Raw genomic sequence first — 16,237 nt, forward strand, 5'->3', positions numbered from 1 at the left:
TGTCGAACGCAGACAAGGGGACGGGAGACGGGGGTGGCGCGTCATCGGTGGCGGACCTCCCCGACGACCCGCTGCGGACCGGGCGCCCACACACCGACCGTGTGGTCTTCGGTGTGACCTCACTGCTCACCCTGGCGTTCATCGCCTGGGGAGCGACCTCCACCGCATCGCTCAAGAACGTGTCGACCACGATGCTGAACTGGGTGATCGACAACGGCGGCTGGGCCTTCGTGCTCTCCGCCTCCGGCTTCGTGATCTTCGCGATCTGGCTGGCCGTCAGCAAGTACGGCCGGATCACCCTCGGCAAGGAGGGCGAGGAGCCCGAATTCCGCACGGTGTCGTGGATCGCGATGATGTTCAGCGCCGGCATGGGCATCGGCCTGATGTTCTACGGCGTCAGTGAGCCGCTGGGCCACTTCACCACTCCACCACCGGGCACCGATCCCAAGGACGCCGCCCAGGCGATGGACACGGCGATGGCCACCACGCTGTTCCACTGGACGCTGCATCCATGGGCCATCTACGCCGTCGTGGGTCTGGCCATCGCGTACAGCTGCTTCCGGCGGGGGAGGCGGCAGACGATGAGCGCGGTGTTCAGCCCACTGATCGGTGAGCGGCGGGCGAGCGGCTGGGGTGGCCGGGTCATCGACATCCTGGCCATCTTCGCCACCCTCTTCGGCTCCGCGGCCTCGCTCGGGCTCGGCGCGCTGCAGATCGGCAGCGGCATCAAGGTGCTCGGCTGGATGGACAGCGTCAGCACCACCTTGCTGGTCGGCGTCATCACCGTGCTGACCATCGCCTTCATCCTGTCCGCGGTATCCGGCATCGCCAAGGGCGTCCAGATGCTGTCCAACATCAACATGGTGCTGGCGCTGATCCTGGCGGTCTTCGTCTTCGTGGTCGGACCGACCATCCTCATCCTCAACCTGGTGCCGACCTCCATCAGCTCGTTCATCGGCGAGCTGCCGCAGCTGGCCGGCCGTACGGAGGCCAGCAGCGGCAGCGACGTGGGCGGCTGGCTGCGCAGCTGGACGGTGTTCTACTGGGCGTGGTGGATCTCCTGGACGCCCTTCGTGGGCATGTTCATCGCCCGGATCAGCCGCGGCCGGACGATCCGTCAGTTCATCGGCGGGGTCATCCTCGTGCCGAGCGTGGTCAGCCTGCTGTGGTTCGCGGTGTTCGGCGGCTCGGCCATGAAGCTGCAGGACTCCAAGCAGCTCAGCGGGTCGAGCACTCCCGAGGGGCAGCTCTTCGACGTGCTGCACCAGTACCCGCTCGCCACGCTCACCAGCCTCCTCGTGATGATCCTGGTCGGCATCTTCTTCGTCTCCGGCGCCGACGCCGCCTCCATCGTCATGGGCACCCTCTCGCAGCGGGGAACCTTCGAACCGAGCCGGCTCGTGGTGGTGTTCTGGGGCGTGGTGACCGGCGCGGTGGCCGCGATCATGCTGCTCATCGGCGGTGGTTCGGGCGACGCGCTGACCGGACTGCAGAACCTCACGATCCTGGTCGCGGTGCCGTTCCTGCTCGTGATGATCGTCATGTGCTGGGCGCTGATGCGGGATCTGCGCAGCGATCCGCTGATCGTGCGGGGCCAGAAGGGCGAGGAGGCCGTCGAGATGGCCGTCATCGCAGGACATGAACGGTACGACGGGGACTTCGAGTTCCAGATCCGGCCCGGCGCCGGCACGAGCGGCGCCACCATCGAGGTGAAGGAAGGCGACTAAAGCTCCGTCGGGCGAGCCCGTGGGCTTTCCGTGGAGGGCCGGTGGCCGATGCCGCCGGCCCTCCACGGACCTCCGGGCTTGCGGTTTCGGGCCGCGCGCCGCGGACGGGCCGCAGGCCGTCCGGCCCCCGCCGCGGGCATCCGGGCCGCCTCAGGCGTCCCGCACCAGCCGCACCACCTCGTCCGCGCAGCCCCACGCCACGGTCACGCCCGCACCGCCGTGGCCGTAGTTGTGCACGCACAGCGCTCCGCCGGGCAGCCGCTCCGCCTCCAGGCGCACGGACGGCCGGGCCGGGCGCAGCCCCACCTTGTGGGCCAGGACCCGGGCCCGCGCCACCTCCGGGACGTACCGCGCGCAGCGCGCCACGATCGCGTCGGCCACCTCCGGATCGGGCTCCCGCGACCAGGCGTCCTCCCATGCCGTACCGCCCAGCACCAGCCCGTACGGCTGCGGCAGCGCATAAGCGGTCTCCGCTGCTCCCTGGTCCGCGGCCACGAACCACTCCCGCACACCCGGGTTCTCCACGATCACCAACTGCCCCTGTACCGGGTGCACTTCGCGATCCGCCACCAGGCTCCGCGCGCCCAGCCCCGAGCAGTTGACGACCACGGCCGCCGCCCGGCCGGCCTCGTCCACGGACCGCAGCTCGCGCCGTACGACGACCCCGCCCGCCGCGGCCAACCTCCGCTCCAGATAGCGCAGATGGGCCGGCATGTCGACGAGCCGGCGTACGGGCCCGCCACCCCGACGCGCACCCCTCCGGAAGCTCGTCCGCGACCGCGTGCCGCAGCCCGGGCACGGCGTCGTACCAGGCGGCGAGGCCGTCGTCGGCGGCGCGCGGGTCCGTCGAGGCGCCCGCCATCGTGCCCGTCACCATCCGGGCACCGGTCTCCTGCGGCCTGCCCGCCAGCTCCGCCAGCACCTCGAAGGACCTGACGGACCACCGCACCGCGCGCTCGTAGGGCCGGATGCGATACGGCCAGCACAGCCCGCCGGCCACCGCCGACGTCGTGGCGGCCACCGTCTCCCGGCTCGCCACCCGCACCCGGTGCCCGTCCTCCGCCAGCGCGACCGCCGACGTCAGCCCGATCACGCCCGCGCCGATCACCCATACGTCATCCGTGTTGAGCGTCATGGCGGGATGGTAGGCGGGGCCGGCGGAACGTGCCCACGGGGAGCGCCGGGGCGAATCCGGCCGCCTGCCCGCCCGCCGTTCTTGATCTTGCGGTAACCCACCGGACGTGGCACGGACAAACCCGGACCTTAGGCTGGTACCCACACCGTCGGCCGATGTCGCCCCTCGGATTCCGCTTGCCGTCCGTCCGTACGCCGTCGTCTGAGGAGGCCCATGCTCCGCGCGCCGCGCGCCGTGCCCGCCTGGTTGGCGCATCCGTTCCGCTGGCAGCGGCTGCCCGTGCCCTGGGCCGCCGTCGCCCGCGGTGCGCTGTGCGCGGGGCCGCTGCTCGGAGCGGGTATCGCGACCGGCCATCCGGCGCCCGGCGTGCTGGCCGGCCTCGGCTCGATGCTGGCCGGAGTCAACGACCGCCCCGGCACCCGCCGTACCGGCATCGTCCACATCGGACTGCCGGCCCTCGCCTCGGCACTCGGCATGCTCATCGGCGCCTCGCTGCAGGCGGCCGGTGCGGGCTGGTGGATCGTTCCGGCGCTGTTCGCGGTCGGCTTCGTCTCCGGCGCGGGCAGCGTGGCGGGGCCGGTGCGCTCCAACGCCGGTATGCAGATGCTGGCCACCACCATCCTCGGTGCCGGAATGCCGCTGCCCGGAGCGCCCTGGACCAAGGCCCTCTACGTCCTCGCCGGCTGCCTGTGGCTGCTTGCGCTGCGCCTGGTACTGCGCTCACCGCGTCCCGCGGGCGGCGCGCTCAGCGGTGAGCGGGCGGCGGTCGCCACGGTCTTCGAGGCGCTCGCCGACGCGCTGGGCGCGGCCGGCGGACCCGGTGCCGAGCCCGCCAGGCGCCGGCTCACCGCGGCCCTGGACCGCGCCGACGAGGCCCTGCGGCTGCGCCGGCTGACCAGCCGGCTGCTGCGCCGCCCCGCGCGCACCGAAGAGCTGCTGCTGACCGAGCGGTTCGCCGCGGCCACCGCGCTGTGCGAGGCCAGCGTCGCGCTGCTGTGGGAGGCCCGCCCGCTGCCGTCCCGGGTCGCCGAGAGCCCCCGCCGGTTCGCCGGGGCGCTGCGCACCGGGCGGCCACCGGGCCGGCTGTCCGCCCCCGAGACCAGCACGGCCGCCCGCGGCGCCTTCGACCAGGCGCTGTTGGACGCGGCGGTGGTGTTCGCCCGCCGCGAGCCGTCGCCCCGGCCTGAACCGGAGTCGGAGGCGGACGCGGCGACGGAGCCGGCGCCGCCCCCGTCCGGACGTCCGACCGGGGCGGTGCCGCCCGTACAGGCGGTCCGCCGCATGCTGGGCGCCCTCGCGGAGCGGTGGACCCGGCGCGGGCGCAGCCTGCTCGGCCCCGCCGGGCGGCACTACGGCCTCCGGGTCGCCGTCTGCATCGCCGCGAGCGCCTCGGTCGCCCTGCTGCTGCGCGCCGACCACTGGTACTGGCTCCCGGTGACCGCCACCTTCCTCGTCAAGCCGGACCTCGGGCCGCTGTTCTCCCGTACGGTCAACCGCTTCGCCGGGACCGTGGCCGGGGTGCTGGTCTTCGCCGGGGCGGGGCTGCTGCTCACCGGGGCGTGGTGGCCGGCGCTGGTCGCCGGTGCGGGCGGTGCGCTGCTGCCGTTCGCCACCCGGCACTTCGCGCTGCAGACCGTGGCGATCACCCTCATGGTGCTGTCGTTCGTGGACGTCGGCGGGGCAGCGCCCACCGCCTTCGGCCAGGCGTACCCGCACCTGACCGCGCTCCCCGCCGCCGAGCGGATCGTCGACACCTCCATCGCCTGCGCCATCGTCCTGATCGTCGGGCATCTGCCCCAGCTGGCCGACCCGCGCCGCAGGGTCGGCCAGCGCGTCACCTCGGCGCTGCGCGCCACCGAGCGGTTCCTGCGGCACGTACTGGAGTCGGAGCCGGGAGCCGACCCCACCCGGCGGCTGGCGCTGCGCCGGGCCGCCTACCGGGCGCTGGCGGAGGCCAGGGCCGCGGCGGAGACCGCCGCGGCCGAACTCCTCGCCGCCCGCGACCGCAACCCCGACTGGCTGACCGTGGTCACCGCGGCCGAACGCGTCGTGGACGCGGCCACCGCCTGCGCCGTACGCCTCGACCACGGCGCCCACCGCCCCGACAGTCAGGAGTCCGAGCGGCTGTGCCGGGCGCTGTCCGCGATGGCCGACGCCCTGGAGGATCCGCTCCGCCGTCCTGACACCGCCGTGGCGGATCCCGATCTGCGTCCCGTTCCGGACTGCGCCACGCTCACGGACGTCGCGGCGGAGCTGGAACGCATGCGCGGTTACGCGGGCGCGGGCTGAGCCCGGCCACCCCGCCCGCCACCAGGGCGGACGCCACCAGCAGCGCGCTGACCCACACCGGCGCCCGGTAGCCGAGCCCGGCGGCGAGGGCAACACCGCCCAGCCAGGGGCCGATCGCCGCGCCCACGTTCAACGCGGCCGTGGCGAACCCGCCGGCCAGGGTCGGCGCCCCGGTCGCCGCGTAGAGCGCCTGCGAGATCAGGGTGGAGCCGACGGCGAACGAGAGGGCTCCCTGGACGAGGACGAGCACGACGGCCGCGGCCGGGCTCCCCGCCGTCAGCGCCAGGAGGACCCACCCCAGGAACAGGGCCGCCCCGCCCGTCACCAGGAGCCGAACGGGGCGGGCGTCGGCCATCCGTCCGCCGAGGGTGACGCCGGCGAAGGAGCCCAGTCCGAAGAGCGCGAGCACGGCCGGCACCCAGCCGGGTGCGATGCCGGCGACGCCGGTGACCAGCGGCGCGAGGTAGGTGAAGGCGCAGAAGGTCGCGCCGTTCACCAGCGCGCCCAGCAGCAGGGTCACCAGCAGCCGCGGGGTGCGCAGCGCGCGGAGCTCCGTACGGCGGGTGGCCGGCACGCCGTGCTCCCGGGCGGATTCGCCGTCCTCCCCGGCCGGTACCGACCGGACGATCGCGACCACGGCCGGCACCGACACCAGGGCCACCGCCCAGAACGCCGAGCGCCAGCCCCACAGCCCGCCGAGGAACGCACCGGCCGGTACGCCCGCGACACAGGCCATGGTGGTGCCGCCGAGCAGGACGGACGTGGCGCGGCCCTTGGCATCCGGGGGCACCGCGGCCGTCGCGGTGGCCAGCGCCACCGCCAGGAACCCGGCGTTGGCCAGTGCCGCGACGAACCGTGTGGCCAGCAGCACCCCGTAGCTCGTGGTGACCGCGCCGAGGACGTGGACCAGCAGGAACGTGATCAGGAAGGCCAGCAGCGCGCGGCGGCGCGGCCAGCGCAGGCTCAGCAGCGCCATCAGCGGCGCGCCGACGATCATTCCCACGGCGAAGGCCGAGGTCAGCGCGCCCGCGGCCGAGAGCGAGACAGCAAGATCCGCGGCGATGCCGGGGAGGAGACCGGACAGCATGAACTCGGACGTGCCTTGGGCAAAGACGGCCAGTGCGAGCAGATAGAGAAAGCAGGGCACAGCAACACTCCGCAACCACAGAGGATCGATACGGTGCGGCGGCAGGCGCGCGCAGGACGCATGCGGCTACCGCGCAGGAAGACGACCTGGCAGCCGAGTTGGGGCCGCATGCAGGGGAGAGCCCGCGTCAGGTCGGAAGACGGTCCGTACTACGGCGATCCGATGGCGGAGGAGCGCAGCCGTGGAGATGAGCGCGCGACGAGGCGGCGCGGGCCGGGCGGGACGTGGCGGACACGCCGTGCGGCGTGGGCACTCCCTATGGCCGGGCAACGCGAAGAGCCACCGGACGACCGGTGGCTAGCGTCTTGACGCCTCGGGGCTGGACATGGGCGCAGAATAGCGGGCCCACGCGCACCCCGTCCACGCGATTGGGGCACGGCCCCGCCCGGTCCGTCCGATCCACCAACGGCGCGGCCGTCAGCCCGATCAGCCACCAACAGGCGGCTGTTCGGACTGACGGCCGTGAATGTGACGTGACGTCAGCAGGCGTTCGGGGAACGCTGCTTCAGGGGCGGAGGCCTCAGCGCCCGCCCCGCTCCTTGCCCAGGAGCCCGGCCCGCCGCAGGGCGTCCGCCATCGCGTCGTTGGCCGGTCCCGCGTCGCGGCCGCCACGGCGGTCCCCGCCGCGCTGGCCGCCACCCTGCCGCTGCCGCGGCGCACCGTCCCGGCCGCCGCCCTCGCGCGGTCCGCGCCCGCCGCCCGCGCCGCCGCGGCGCTTCTCGCCGCCCGCCGAGGCGCCCTTGCCGGGCTCGTCGTCCAGCCGCAGGGTCAGCGAGATCCGCTTGCGCGGAATGTCGACGTCGAGCACCTTGACGCGCACGATGTCGCCCGGCTTCACCACGTCCCGGGGGTCCTTGACGAAGTTCTTCGACATCGCCGAGACGTGGACCAGACCGTCCTGATGGACGCCGATGTCCACGAACGCCCCGAAGGCGGCGACATTGGTCACCACGCCCTCCAGGAGCATTCCCGGCTGCAGATCGCCGATCTTCTCCACGCCCTCCTTGAAGGTCGCGGTCTTGAAGACCGGTCGCGGGTCGCGGCCCGGCTTCTCCAGTTCCGTCAGGATGTCGGTCACCGTCGGCAGACCGAAGGAGTCGTCGACGAAGTCCGCGGGCCTCAGCGTGCGCAGCACCGACGTGTTGCCGATCAGCGCGCCGACCTCGGTGGCCGCCGCGGTCACCATCCGGCGCACCACCGGGTACGCCTCGGGGTGCACGCTGGAGGCGTCCAGCGGGTCGTCGCCGCCCCGGATCCGCAGGAAGCCCGCGCACTGCTCGTACGCCTTCGGGCCGAGCCGTGCCACGTCCTTGAGGGCCTTGCGGGAGCGGAACGGGCCGTTGCCGTCCCGATGCGTGACGATGTTCTCGGCGAGGCCGGAGCTGATGCCCGAGACCCGCGAAAGCAGCGGCGCGGACGCGGTGTTGACATCGACACCGACGCCGTTCACACAGTCCTCGACCACGGCGTCCAGGGAGCGCGACAGCTTCACCTCGGACAGATCGTGCTGGTACTGGCCGACACCGATCGACTTCGGGTCGATCTTGACCAGCTCGGCCAGCGGGTCCTGCAGCCGGCGGGCGATGGACACCGCGCCCCGCAGCGACACGTCCAGGTCCGGCAGCTCCTGCGAGGCGAACGCGGAGGCGGAGTACACCGAGGCGCCGGCCTCGGAGACCATCACCTTCGTCAGCTTCAGCTCCGGCTGGGCGGCGATCAGATCGGCCGCCAGCTTGTCGGTCTCGCGGGAGGCGGTGCCGTTGCCGATCGCGATCAGCTCGACGCCGTGCTCCCGCGCCAGCTTCGCCAGCGTGGCCAGCGAGGCGTCCCACTTCTGCTGCGGCACATGGGGGTAGATGGTGTCCGTGGCGGCCACCTTGCCCGTCGCGTCCACCACCGCGACCTTCACGCCCGTACGGAAGCCGGGGTCCAGGCCCATCGTGGCGCGCGTCCCGGCGGGCGCCGCCAGCAGCAGATCGCGCAGGTTCGACGCGAAGACCCGCACCGCCTCGTCCTCGGCGGCCTGCCGCAGCCGCAGCCGCAGATCGATCCCCAGGTGCACCTGGACGCGGGTGCGCCAGGCCCAACGGACGGTGTCCTTGAGCCACTTGTCGGCCGGGCGACCCCGGTCGGCGATGCCGAAGCGGTGCGCGATGGACTGCTCGTAGGAGCTGGGACCCTCGGTGGCCTCCGACGGGGCCTCCGGCTCCAGCGTGAGATCGAGGATCTCCTCCTTCTCGCCGCGGAACATCGCCAGCACCCGGTGCGAGGGCAGCTCGGTGAACGGCTCGGCGAAGTCGAAGTAGTCGGCGAACTTCGCGCCGGCCTCCTCCTTGCCCTCCCGCACCTTCGCCGCGACCCGCCCGCGCGCCCACATCCGCTCGCGCAGCTCGCCGATCAGATCCGCGTCCTCGCTGAACCGCTCGGTCAGGATGGCTCGCGCGCCCTCCAGGGCGGCCGCCGGATCGGCGACCCCCTTGTCGGCGTCCACGAACGCCGCGGCGGCCGCGGCCGGCTCCACCGAAGGGTCGCTCAGCAGCCCGTCGGCGAGCGGCTCCAGGCCCGCCTCCCGTGCGATCTGCGCCTTGGTGCGCCGCTTGGGCTTGAACGGGAGGTAGATGTCCTCCAGCCGGGCCTTGGACTCGGCGCCGCGGATCTGCGCCTCCAGGGCGGCGTCCAGCTTGCCCTGCGACCGTACGGATTCCAGGATCGCGCTCCGGCGCTCCTCCAGCTCGCGCAGGTAGCGCAGCCGCTCCTCGAGCGAGCGCAGCTGCGCGTCGTCGAGCATCTCGGTGGCTTCCTTGCGGTAGCGCGCGATGAACGGGACGGTCGAACCACCGTCGAGCAGTTCGACCGCGGCCTTCACCTGCCGCTCCTTGACGCCGAGCTCCCCGGCGATCCTGGCTTCGATGGACCCGAGGGCCCCGATGGGCTCAGTGGCTGCCGTCACGTTGATCCTGCCCCGCCTTCCAGCGCTTGCTTGAGCCTGCATTGTGCCGGGTCGCGGGCGGGGCTGTCGCGCCGCCCAGCCGTGCGCGCCGGGGTGTGAGAAGCCGCACCCACACCCCGGCGGGGACCTCCCGCGGGGCCTACTTGCCGAACAGCACTGCGGGGAACGCGCCGGCGTTCACGGCGGCGGTGGTGAAGCCGGTCGCCAGCTCGGTGAGCCTGGCCACGCCCTCGGCGCCCAGGTGCTCGTACGGAGCCCGGTCCAGCCGGTCGGTGCGGACCTCCAGGTCCTTGCGCAGCTGGACGCCGGCCTCGGTCAACTCGCCCTCGGCGTCCAGCAGCCCGCGGGTGCGCAGCCGCTCCTGTGCGGCCTGCCAGTCCTCCTCCTCCCAGCCGCGGGTCGCCATGACACCGCGGTGGCTCATCCCGCGGCCGGTGGCGGTGTGACTGACCAGGGCCTCCAGGCCGTCCAGTTCGGCGTCCAGCAGCGCCAGCAGGTGGCCGTCGCCGCGGTGTTCGCGCAGCAGTGTCGCGGCGTGCCAGTAGGCCAGGTGCGGGGCGTCCGGTACGGGCAGGTCGGCGTGCGCGGCGTACAGGGGCCGGGCGTGGCGGGTGCAGCCCTCGGTGGCGCGCAGCGCCAGCTTCGCCGCCTCGGCCATCTCCGGCGACTCGACCGCCTCGTCGCCCAGGAGCCGGCGCAGCGTGGCGTCCGCGGCGCGCAGCCGGGCGGCCAGCACGGCCTCGGGCGCGGCGACCGACCAGACGTGCGGGACGTGCTGGGCGACGAGGTCGTGGTTGAAGTTGTAGAAGGTGGCCGTGACCGTGCCGGGGCCCACCGCGCCCATGGCCGCGGACCGGCAGGCGAAGTAGCCGGCGCTGCGGTGCTCGATGCCGATCCGGGCCATCTCGGCCGGGAGCTCCGGCGCGAAGTAGTGCGTGGAGTGGAAGGGGTTGACGACGTTGTGACAGGCCCGGCCGGCCTGTGCGGGCAGTGCGCTGGAAGAGGTCATGGGGGCAGGGTACCGACCCGTCGGTATGGCCTCGGTGGCAGGGCGACGGGAACCGGCCGGACGCCCGCGCCCTACCCGGCATGGCAGAAAAGGTGGGTTATCCGTCATTGCCGCCATCGGCCTCGCTGACCAGGATGGACGTATGGAACAGCGCGACGTGCTGGTCGTCCTCTTCGACGGCGTGCAGGCCCTCGACGTCACCGGACCGGTCGAGGTCTTCCACGGTGCGGCCCTGGGAGTCCCGGGCGCCTACCGGATCCGTACCGCCTCCCTCGACGGCGCCCCGGTCCGCACCACCAGCGGCCTGACCCTCGTACCCGACCTCGCGCTGTCCGCCGCCGGGGCGCCGGACACCCTGCTGGTGCCGGGCGGCGAGGGCACCCGGGTACCGGACCCCCGCCTGGTGGACTGGCTGCGGGACCACGCCCATCGCGCCCGGCGCAAGGTCTCGGTATGCAGCGGGGCGCTGCTGCTGGCCGAGGCCGGACTGCTGGACGGCCGCCGCGCGACGACCCACTGGATGCTCTGCGAGACCCTGGCCGAGCGGTTCCCCGCGGTACGGGTCGAGCCCGAGCCGATCTACGTACGGGACGGCGACCTGGCCACCTCCGCGGGCGTGACGGCCGGTATCGACCTCGCGCTGGCCCTGGTGGAGGAGGACCACGGCCGGGACCTGGCGCTGGCCATCGCCCGGCATCTGGTGGTCTTCCTGCGGCGGCCAGGCAACCAGAACCAGTTCAGCGCCCAGCTCGCGGCCCAGACCGCACAGCGGCGGCCGCTGCGCGACGTCCAGCTGTGGATCACCGAGAACCCGGCCGCGGACCTCTCCGTCGACGCCCTCGCGGACCGCGCCGGGCTCTCCCCGCGGCACTTCGCCCGGGCGTTCCGCGACGAGGTCGGCATGACGCCGGGCCGCTATGTCGACCGGGTGCGGCTGGAGGCCGCCCGCCGCTGCCTGGAGGACACCGCCGACGGCATCGAGCAGGTCTCGCGCCGCTGCGGCTACGGCACCCCGGAGGCGATGCGCCGCGCCTTCCTGCGGGTCCTGGGCGCCTCCCCGGCCGAATACCGGCGCCGCTTCAGACCGGCCGGGGCGGCCCCGCAACCGGCCTGAGCCACCGCCCCCGCGACAACCCTTCCCTCACCACGACCGACAGGAACCGACATGCAGATCGCTATCCTCCTCTACGACCGCTTCACCACCCTGGACGCCGTCGGCCCCTACGAGACGCTCAGCCGGCTCCCGGGGGCGGAGACGGTGTTCGTCGGCGAGCGCACCGGCACCTACCGCAACGAGGTCGGCTCGCTGGGGCTGGTCGCCGACGCCGCGCTGAGCGAGGTCACCGCCCCGGACATCCTGGTCGTCCCCGGCGGCCCGGGACAGCTCGCGCACATGGACGACGGCCCCGTGCTCGACTGGATCCGCGCCGTGGACGCCGGCACCACCTGGACCACCTCGGTCTGCACCGGTTCGCTGATCCTCGGGGCCGCGGGCCTGCTCAAGGGCCGCCGGGCGACCTCCCACTGGCTCGCGCTGGACCAGCTGCCGGCCCTGGGCGCCGAGCCGACCGGGGAGCGGGTGGTCTTCGACGGCAAGTACGTCACGGCGGCCGGCGTCTCGTCCGGCATCGACATGGGGCTGGCCCTGGCGGGCCGGATCGCCGGGGACACCGCGGCCCAGGCGATCCAGCTCGGCATCGAGTACGACCCGCAGCCGCCCTACGACGCGGGCGCACCGGACAAGGCGCCGGCCGAGGTCACCGCACTCCTGCGGGGGCTCAGCCGGTTCGTCCTGACCGGGGAGGACGTGGGCGCGTAGGGGCTGTCCGCCCCGGCCCGTCGGACGGATCCCAGGGCCCGGGACGTCAGCCCGCCGGCCAGGTGAAGCGCGGCGCCCGGCGCTCCAGGAAGGCGGCGGCACCCTCCTCGGTGTCGCCGCTGGCGCGCGCCTGCGCCGTCCAGAAGGCGCTGCGCTCGTCGGCCTCGTCCGGCGGTACGTCCCAGGTCCCGTTGGCGAACTCCTTCGCGGCGGTCTGCGTCAGCAGCGACCGGCTCGCCAGTACGGCCGAGAACTCGGCCACCCGCTTGTCCAGTTCGCCCTCGGGCAGCACCTCGTCCACCAGGCCCGTACGCAGCGCCCGCGCACAGTCGATCAACTCGCCGGAGAACAGCAGGTACTTGGCGGTGGACAGCCCCACCAGCCGGACCAGCCGCCGGGTGGCGGACGCCGGGTAGACCACCGCCAGCTTGGCCGGCGTCACCCCGAAGAGCGCCCCCTCCTCCGCGAACCGCAGATCGCAGGCGGCCGCGAGCTGGGCGCCGCCGCCCACGCAGTAGCCGCGTACCGCCGCCACCGTCGGCCCGGGGAAGGCCGCCAGCGCCTCCTCGGCCGCCACCGCCAGGCCCTGCGACTCACCGGCGGCATCCCGCAGCGCCCCGATGTCCGCACCCGCGCAGAACGTCCCGCCCTCGCCGGTCAGCACCAGAGACCGCACGGAACCGTCCCCCGCCAGCCGCTCCAGCAGCGGGGGCAGGTCCCGCCACATCTGGACGGTCATCGCGTTGCGCTTGCCCGTGTTGCTGATGGTGACGGTCGCTGTGCCGTCGCTGACGTGTGTCTTCAGACCCGGTTCCATGCCCGGATATTAGAGCGACCGTCGAGGGTGCGGCCGGATACGATCGGCGGCCTGATGTCAGCAACTCTCGTCGCCAAAGACCTCGCCGCCGGCCACGGCGAGCGCGTCCTGTTCTCCGGCCTCGATCTGGTCGTCGCCCCCGGCGACGTGATCGGCCTCGTCGGCGCCAACGGTGCGGGCAAGTCCACCCTGCTGCGCCTCCTGGCGGGCCTGGACACCCCCGAGGAGGGCGCGCTCTCCCTCAGCCCGCCCACCGCCACCGTCGGCCACCTCCCGCAGGAGCCCGACCGCCGCCCCGGGGAGACCGTGCGGGCCTTCCTCGCCCGCCGTACGGGCGTCGCCCAGGCCCAGCTCGCCCTGGACGACGCCACCCAGGCGCTGGTGGAGGAGCGGCCCGGCGCGGACGACGCCTACGCGACGGCGCTGGAGCGCTGGCTCGCGCTGGGCGCCGCCGACCTCGACGAACGCGCCGAGGAGACCGCCGCCCAGCTCGGCCTCTCGGTCGGCCTCGACCAGCCGATGACCACGCTCTCCGGAGGCCAGGCCGCCCGCGCCTCGCTCGCCTCCCTCCTGCTGTCCCGTTACGACGTCTTCCTGCTGGACGAACCGACCAACGACCTCGACCTGGACGGCCTGCAACGGCTGGAATCATTCGTCACCGGGCTGCGGTCCGGCACGGTCCTGGTCAGCCACGACCGCGAGTTCCTGACCCGTACGGTCAACCGCGTCGTCGAGCTCGACCTCGCCCAGCAGCAGGTCAACTCCTACGGCGGCGGCTACACCTCCTATCTGGAGGAGCGCGCGCGGGCCCGGCGCCATGCGCGGGAGCAGTACGAGGAGTACGCCGACACCAGGGCCGCCCTGGAGACCCGTGCGCACACCCAGCGCAACTGGATGGAGAAGGGCGTCAAGAACGCCCGCCGCAAGGCCCCCGACAACGACAAGATCGGCCGCAAGGCCCGGGTGGAGGCCACCGAGAAGCAGGCCGCCAAGGCCAAGCAGACCCAGCGCCTGATCGAGCGGCTGGAGGTCGTCGAGGAGCCGCGCAAGGAGTGGGAGCTGCGGATGGAGATCGCCGCCGCGCCCCGGGCCGGCGCGGTCGTGGCCACGCTCCGCGGCGCCGGCGTCCGACGCGGCGACTTCCACTTCGGCCCGGTGGACCTGCAGGTCGACTGGGCGGACCGGGTCGCGATCACGGGCCCCAACGGCTCCGGCAAGTCCACCCTGCTCGCCGCCCTCCTCGGCCGGCTCCCGCTGGACGCCGGGCAGGCGTCGCTCGGCCCCGGGGTGGTGGTCGGCGAGGTCGACCAGGCGCGCGGGGCGCTCTTCGGCGAAGGCGGCCTCGGCGACGAGCCGCTGATGGACGCCTTCCGGGCCTCCGTCCCCGACATGCCGCCCGCCGATGTGCGCACCCTGCTCGCGAAGTTCGGCCTGAAGGCGGCGCATGTGCTGCGTCCGGCGCGCACGCTGTCACCGGGGGAGCGGACCCGTGCCGCGCTGGCACTCCTCCAGGGCCGCGGGGTCAACCTCCTCGTCCTGGACGAGCCGACCAACCATCTCGACCTGCCGGCCATCGAGCAGCTGGAGTCCGCGCTCGCCTCGTACCCCGGCACCCTGCTGCTGGTCACCCACGACCGCCGGATGCTGGAGGCGGTGCACACCACACGGCGGATCGAGGTCGACGGCGGACGGATCGCCGAGCGGACCGTGTGAGGGGTCCGGGGCCGGCCCCGGACCCCCGTCGTGATTATCGATTTGGTCCTGGGGCCGGCGACCCGTAGTGTGGGGGCAACCGACGCGGGGTGGAGCAGCTCGGTAGCTCGCTGGGCTCATAACCCAGAGGTCGCAGGTTCAAATCCTGTCCCCGCTACTGAAGAGGTACAGCAGGTCCGGTGCTCAGGCGCCGGGCCTGCTGTGCTGTTCGGGGTCCGCGGCTGGGGCGGTCCTGATGGCGAGGATCGTACGGTCGCCATTCCGGGGGAGTCCCCGGAGAAGGAACAAACGGACCAGGACCGGTCGCCGGGGCGATCAAATCACTCGGAATCGGCCATAAGGCGTCGATAGATGCTGACTTGTGTTCAGCAGGCCGGTCCGGACCAACGCATTCTCAACACTCTTCCTGTGAGGATGCCTTCCGGACCCCCTGCAGAACCCCCCGAAGAGCTGACCTCCCCGCTCGCGTACGAAGGTGTCTGGCGGTTCACCGCCCCGGCACTGGAGGCCTCCGTGCCGCAGGCGCGGCACGCGGTGCGGGATCTGCTCGACGAACAGCGTGTGCCCGTGGCCGCCGACATCATGGACGGCCTGCTGCTCATCGTCTCCGAGCTGGTCACCAACGCCGTCCAGCACGCCGCCCTGCTCTCGCCCCAGATCGCCGTGCAGGTCACCATCGGCGCGAACTGGCTGCGGGTCGCGGTCGAGGACAACCACCCCTACCGCCCCAAGGCCCTGGAGGCGGAAGAGGGTGATGTCGGCGGCCGCGGCCTGTGGCTGGTCAAGATGCTCACCGCGGAGGTGGGCGGCAAGTGCGACGTCGAGCACACGGTGAACGGCGGCAAGGCCATCTGGGCCGAGCTTCCGCTCACCCCGCTCGCTACCAGCCCGCCGACTGTCCGGTGAGCTCGCGCACCGCCGGGCGGGCCGCGTCCAGCACGGTCATGAACCACGAGGAGAACGGCACCGCGGCATGCCGCTCGGCCAGCTCCTGCGGCGTCACGAACGCGATCTCGCCGACCTCCTCGGGGTCCGGCGCCGGCTCGGCCCGCACCAGCCCCACGAACAGGTGGTTGTACTCCTGCTCCACGAGGCCGGACGCCGGGTCCGGGTGGTTGTAACGCACCGTGCCGGCCTCGGCCAGCAGCGCGGGCGCCAGGCCCAGCTCCTCCGAGGTCCGGCGGGCCGCGGCCACGAACGGCGCCTCGCCCGGATACGGATGTCCGCAGCAGGTGTTGGACCACACACCGGGGGAGTGGTACTTGCCGAGCGCCCGGCGCTGCAGCAGCAGCCGGCCCTTCTCGTCGAAGAGGAAGACCGAGAACGCGCGGTGCAGCTGCCCGGGAGGCTGGTGCGCCGCGAGCTTCTCCGCGGTGCCGATCGTCGTGCCGTCCTCGTCGACCAGCTCCAGCAAGATCGGTTCGGCGGTGCCGCCCTGTGTGCTCACCGCCGCGTCTGCGGTGGTCTGTCCGTTGGCAGGTGTGATCGGCATGCCCATCCTTGTCGTCGGTCTTCGACGTCAAGTCTGCCCTAGCCGGGTCCGCAACACCGGCACAGCGGGTGCGCGGCGCAACACCGCCCGCGCGCCGTTCGCGGAGTGCGCCCGTCGTGAGAGGTGCCACACCCCTGGG

At 73.3% G+C, this 16,237-nt stretch carries 11 protein-coding genes, 1 tRNA gene and 1 pseudogene; 7 read left to right on the forward strand and 6 right to left on the reverse strand.

The window, feature by feature from the left end:
• The first annotated feature begins 47 nt into the window (after positions 1-47).
• Entirely contained in the window at positions 48-1,727 is a 1,680-nt protein-coding gene (locus AC0680_RS01170; protein ID WP_478624456.1) for a BCCT family transporter, read from the forward strand.
• A gap of 150 nt (positions 1,728-1,877) precedes the next feature.
• On the opposite strand, the pseudogene AC0680_RS01175 reads toward AC0680_RS01170, so the two are convergent.
• A pseudogene (locus AC0680_RS01175) lies at positions 1,878-2,862 on the reverse strand (FAD-dependent oxidoreductase).
• A 213-nt stretch (positions 2,863-3,075) separates the two neighbouring features.
• On the opposite strand from AC0680_RS01175, the gene AC0680_RS01180 reads away from it, so the two are divergent.
• Positions 3,076-5,151, forward strand: a complete 2,076-nt coding sequence (locus tag AC0680_RS01180) for an FUSC family protein (protein WP_478623830.1) — start codon at positions 3,076-3,078, stop codon at positions 5,149-5,151.
• Here the strand turns inward: AC0680_RS01180 and AC0680_RS01185 are convergent.
• The 3 genes from AC0680_RS01185 to AC0680_RS01195 all read right to left on the reverse strand — a co-directional run bounded on the left by AC0680_RS01185 (position 5,096) and on the right by AC0680_RS01195 (position 10,257).
• Positions 5,096-6,298, reverse strand: a complete 1,203-nt coding sequence (locus tag AC0680_RS01185; RefSeq protein WP_478623832.1) for a Cmx/CmrA family chloramphenicol efflux MFS transporter — start codon at positions 6,296-6,298, stop codon at positions 5,096-5,098. The two genes, AC0680_RS01180 and AC0680_RS01185, sit on opposite strands and share 56 nt — an antisense overlap.
• Before the next feature lie 520 nt (positions 6,299-6,818).
• Positions 6,819-9,248 carry a Tex family protein gene (locus AC0680_RS01190; RefSeq protein ID WP_478623835.1) on the reverse strand — a complete coding sequence of 810 codons (2,430 nt, stop codon included), beginning with the start codon at positions 9,246-9,248 and terminating at the stop codon, positions 6,819-6,821.
• A gap of 139 nt (positions 9,249-9,387) precedes the next feature.
• Complete coding sequence (locus AC0680_RS01195; RefSeq protein WP_478623837.1) at positions 9,388-10,257, reverse strand: SCO6745 family protein; 870 nt, start codon at positions 10,255-10,257, stop codon at positions 9,388-9,390.
• Positions 10,258-10,399: 142 nt separating this feature from the next.
• On the opposite strand from AC0680_RS01195, the gene AC0680_RS01200 reads away from it, so the two are divergent.
• Both AC0680_RS01200 and AC0680_RS01205 read left to right on the forward strand, forming a co-directional pair.
• Positions 10,400-11,371: a GlxA family transcriptional regulator gene (locus tag AC0680_RS01200; RefSeq protein ID WP_478623840.1), complete on the forward strand. Its 972-nt coding sequence runs from the start codon at positions 10,400-10,402 to the stop codon at positions 11,369-11,371.
• A 51-nt stretch (positions 11,372-11,422) separates the two neighbouring features.
• A complete protein-coding gene (locus AC0680_RS01205; protein ID WP_478623843.1) occupies positions 11,423-12,076 on the forward strand; it encodes a DJ-1/PfpI family protein in 654 nt (217 codons plus the stop codon).
• 46 nt (positions 12,077-12,122) lie between these two features.
• On the opposite strand, the gene AC0680_RS01210 is transcribed toward AC0680_RS01205, so the two are convergent.
• Entirely contained in the window at positions 12,123-12,893 is a 771-nt protein-coding gene (locus AC0680_RS01210; protein WP_478623846.1) for an enoyl-CoA hydratase/isomerase family protein, read from the reverse strand.
• Between the two features lie 54 nt (positions 12,894-12,947).
• Here AC0680_RS01210 and AC0680_RS01215 point away from each other — a divergent pair, with 54 nt between their 5' ends.
• From AC0680_RS01215 to AC0680_RS01225, 3 genes are all read left to right on the forward strand, one after another.
• Positions 12,948-14,606, forward strand: a complete 1,659-nt coding sequence (locus AC0680_RS01215; protein WP_478623849.1) for an ABC-F family ATP-binding cassette domain-containing protein — start codon at positions 12,948-12,950, stop codon at positions 14,604-14,606.
• Positions 14,607-14,689: 83 nt separating this feature from the next.
• A tRNA-Met gene (locus tag AC0680_RS01220) sits at positions 14,690-14,763 on the forward strand.
• A 257-nt stretch (positions 14,764-15,020) separates the two neighbouring features.
• Entirely contained in the window at positions 15,021-15,512 is a 492-nt protein-coding gene (locus tag AC0680_RS01225; RefSeq protein WP_478624458.1) for an ATP-binding protein, read from the forward strand.
• Here AC0680_RS01225 and idi read toward each other — a convergent pair.
• On the reverse strand, positions 15,487-16,098 hold the full coding sequence (gene idi, locus AC0680_RS01230; RefSeq protein ID WP_478623851.1) for an isopentenyl-diphosphate Delta-isomerase: 612 nt from the start codon (positions 16,096-16,098) through the stop codon (positions 15,487-15,489). The two genes, AC0680_RS01225 and idi, sit on opposite strands and share 26 nt — an antisense overlap.
• Positions 16,099-16,237: the final 139 nt, after the last annotated feature.

This window comes from Streptomyces sp. NPDC043738 (genome assembly GCF_056436545.1).